Genomic DNA, 3,513 nt, shown 5'->3' on the forward strand with positions numbered 1-3,513 from the left:
CACCCGCATCCTCGGCAACATGACCGCCGATGGCACCGTCGTCGTCATCAACCAGGCCGGCATCATCTTCGGCTCCAACTCTCAGGTGAACACTCACTCCCTCCTCGCCTCCACGCTTGAGCTCGGGAATGCGGCGCGGTTCGTGACAGGAAGCGGCACCATGCTTCGCGCCGCAACCGTTGCGGAGCGGAACCTCAGCTTTCTTGAGGATGGCCTGTTTGCATCGCCAAACGGGACAGCCTTCCCCAAGACGGGCAATGACGTTAGTTTACTGGTTTCGGCGGACCTTGATCCGGCCTCGGGCGGCAATGGCGGGCCAGTGAGTTTTGTCGAAGGTGCCGAAGGTGGCATCGTGGTCGATGCCGGGGCAAAGATCGGGACCCGGCAAGGCGGATTTCTCGTGCTTACCGCGCCGTTGATCGACAGTGCGGGAACGCTCAGCGCCGTCGATGGCCAGGTGAGCCTTCAGGCCGGACGGGCGATCAGCTTCGCGGAGAGCACCGGCGCGGACACGAGCCTCGATCGCAACGTGCGCGGTTACCTGCTCAACAGCTTCGTGTTCGATGGCTCGGCCAATATCCTTGCCGATCGGCCGGCTAATGCGAGCGATGGCCAGATTCGTGTCGCCGGGCTGATCGAATCGCGCCGCGGCTATCTCTCCCTCGGCACAAATGCCTTCGGCAGCATCGAACTGTCAGGGCTGCTGTCGACCACGACGAGCGTATCACGCAACGGCAAGATCGCGCTCTACGGGGGCGACATATCGCTGGCAGGCAACAGCAATCCGCTGCTGGCTAGCGGAATCGCCATGTTCGCCGACGATAGCGGCGAGACGATTCCGATCGGAACGCCGAACGAGCCAGCGGGCTTCAAAACTTCGCAGCTCGAGATCGGCGCGCAGTTCGAGACGCCGGACGCGGCGTTCGGGGCCCTTGCGCCGACGAATGTCTCGATCGGGGAGAACGCGGTCATCTACGCTCCTGGCGCCGATGTGTCCATCGGCCGGTCGACGACCGATCTGCTCGCGGCGAGCGGGCGCGGCCGGGTCGATATTGCGGCCCGTGCGATCATCGATGTCAGCGGCCTCAAGGACGTGGCGCTCGATGCGTCGCGCAATTCGATCGAGATCACGCCTGTCAAGCGCAACGAGCTGCGCGACACGCCCAACTATCGCGAGGTCGAGCTCGACGGCAACTTCAGTCTCAACGGCGAGACCATCTTCATCGACCCGCGCGTCTCGGGCGTGCGCGAGGACGGCGTCGCCTGGGTCGGCTCCCCGCTGATCGAAGCGGGCAGCATCGCGGGCCAGATTCCCGCGACCGCCCAGGAATTCATGACCAAGGGCGGGACGGTCTCGCTTCAGGCGGAGCGCGTCAGCTTCAGCGAGGGCGCGGCGATCGACGTATCAGGCGGCTGGGTGAACTACGCGGCGGGCATGGTAAAGACGAGCCGATTGCTCACGGCGGACGGCCGCATCGTCGATATCGCCAAGGCCAACCCCAACGAGACCTATGTGGGCGTGGTCAGTGGCACAAGCGAGGTGCTGCAGCCGCGGCTCGGACTGGTCGTCAACTATCTCTCCGTCCAGAGTCAGGGGCAGCGCTATGACACCGCCTATGACGAGGGCCGCGATGCCGGCGCGCTGACCATCAATGGCGCGGCGGTCACGATCGACGGCACGATCCACGCCGAAGCATTCGCCGGTGCGCGCCAGATTGCCCAAGGCGTCATCGCGAGCCGGGTCCCGTCCGCTTTCGGACGGCGCTTGCAAGCCACGCCCTACGAGCTGCCTTCGGGCGGCGCTGTGGGTCTTCAGACCCTGGGCGATGTCGTGATCTACCACGGCGTTCGCGGCGCCGAGGCGGCCAATCCTGCCGAGCTCTTGCTTTCCGACACGATGCTCAACAGCGCCGGACTCTCGCGGCTGGATATCGTCGCTGCCGGAGCGGTTACTTTCGCCGGTGCCGACGCGGTCACATTGCAGTCGCCCGATGCGCTTTCGCTTACCGGATCGTCGCACCTCATCCTGGCAGCGGGCGGCGATCTGACTGTTATTGCGGGCCGGACGATCCGTTTCGACGGGGGCGTCACGGTCGCCTCCGGCTCGATTTCGGCCCGCACGGTCAACGGGTTTGAACCGACCGACGAGAAGTTTTCGATCGCGTTCGGGAGCGCCGGCTCGCTCTTCCGCTCCGATGACGATGTCTCTTTGCTCTATGCAAGCGATCCGGGCGAACTGCGCCCCTTCGATATCATCGTGACCGGCACGCTGTCGACGGCGGGCCGGTGGGTCAACGATTTCCAGCCGCAATCCGAGGTTCTTGGCGGCGCCTGGCGCGATGGCGGGTCGATCTCGCTGCGGTCCGCCGCCAATGTCATCGCTGCGGTCGGCGAGGGGCTGGACACCGCTACCGAAGCCGTCGACCTTTCGGGCAGCATTCGCGTGAGCGGCACGCTCGATGTCAGCGCGGGCGGATATGTCACTCCGACTGGAAAGCTCGTTCTCGACGGCAAGGGCGGCGACGTCAGCCTCGTCAACGAGACGGTCCATGCCTCGCGCAAGCTCACCAACACCGATCCGCTCTCGTCGGCCGGCCTGCCCGCGAGCGATCCACTCTATGGTTCGAACCAGTCGGTCGAGTTCACGCCAAGGCCGCCAAGCGGATTGGGCTTGTCGGCCACCCTTCCGCACCTCGTCGCCGATCCTCGATCGACCGTCGATATTTCCCAGGCATCGATCCTGGGCTTCGGCTTTACCGGCGGCGGGACCTTCACCCTCGTCGCGCCCGATGTGTCGTTCGGCTCGGACAATCGGCCCAGATCGACGCATATCGGCCTCGATTTCTTCAAGACCACCGGGTTCGGCACGCTCGACGTGTCGAGCTACCGCTCACGCATCGTCGACGACCTGCTCGCCAACGACCGGGTGAGCAAATCCGCCTTCCTCGAGACGACGCGCTTCGTGGTCAAGAACGGCGAGACGCTCGACCTCACCCAGTGGATGTTGCCGACGCTGCTCAGCATCGGCCAGAACCAGGCGCTGCGCACGCTCGGCACGAGCGCGGACCTGCTGTCGCAATCGTTCCTCGCGCCCACCACCAACGACGCGCTGTGGGACCGCAAGGCGGCGCACCTCGTGCTGGGCGGTCTCACCGAACTCGACGTGATGGAAGGCGGCAGCATTATCGGCGCGCCCGAAGCCAGCCTCACCGTCTCCAAGCTCTACAATGCCGGCAGCATCGTGCTGCGCGGAGGCGTGATCCACCAGCGCAATGACTTGCCGGACAGCCCTATTGCTGGCGGATTCGGCGTCCGTGACGTCGATCTTGGCGGCAACGGGCTCACCGATGCCTTCGGCGGACCCGTCGATGCGAACGGGAGGTTCCTCGAAAGCGCGGCGAGCGTTGCCGATCCGAGCCTCAGCAACGCTCAACTGGTAGGGGTCACTACACGAAAGTGTGTTTTACGTACGCTAAGGGAGAACTTTTAGCGAACGCTGTCGCCGTCATTAGG

At 64.9% G+C, this 3,513-nt stretch carries 1 protein-coding gene; it reads left to right on the plus strand.

Annotated features, from left to right (window positions below; translation table 11 throughout):
- Positions 1 to 3,490 (plus strand): filamentous hemagglutinin N-terminal domain-containing protein (locus PX554_RS26450; RefSeq protein WP_275505035.1); only part of this gene is annotated, 3,490 nt, incomplete at its 5' end.
- Positions 3,491 to 3,513: the final 23 nt, after the last annotated feature.

It is taken from the genome of Sphingomonas pollutisoli (assembly GCF_029167165.1).
GTDB classification, from domain to species: domain Bacteria; phylum Pseudomonadota; class Alphaproteobacteria; order Sphingomonadales; family Sphingomonadaceae; genus Sphingomonas; species Sphingomonas pollutisoli.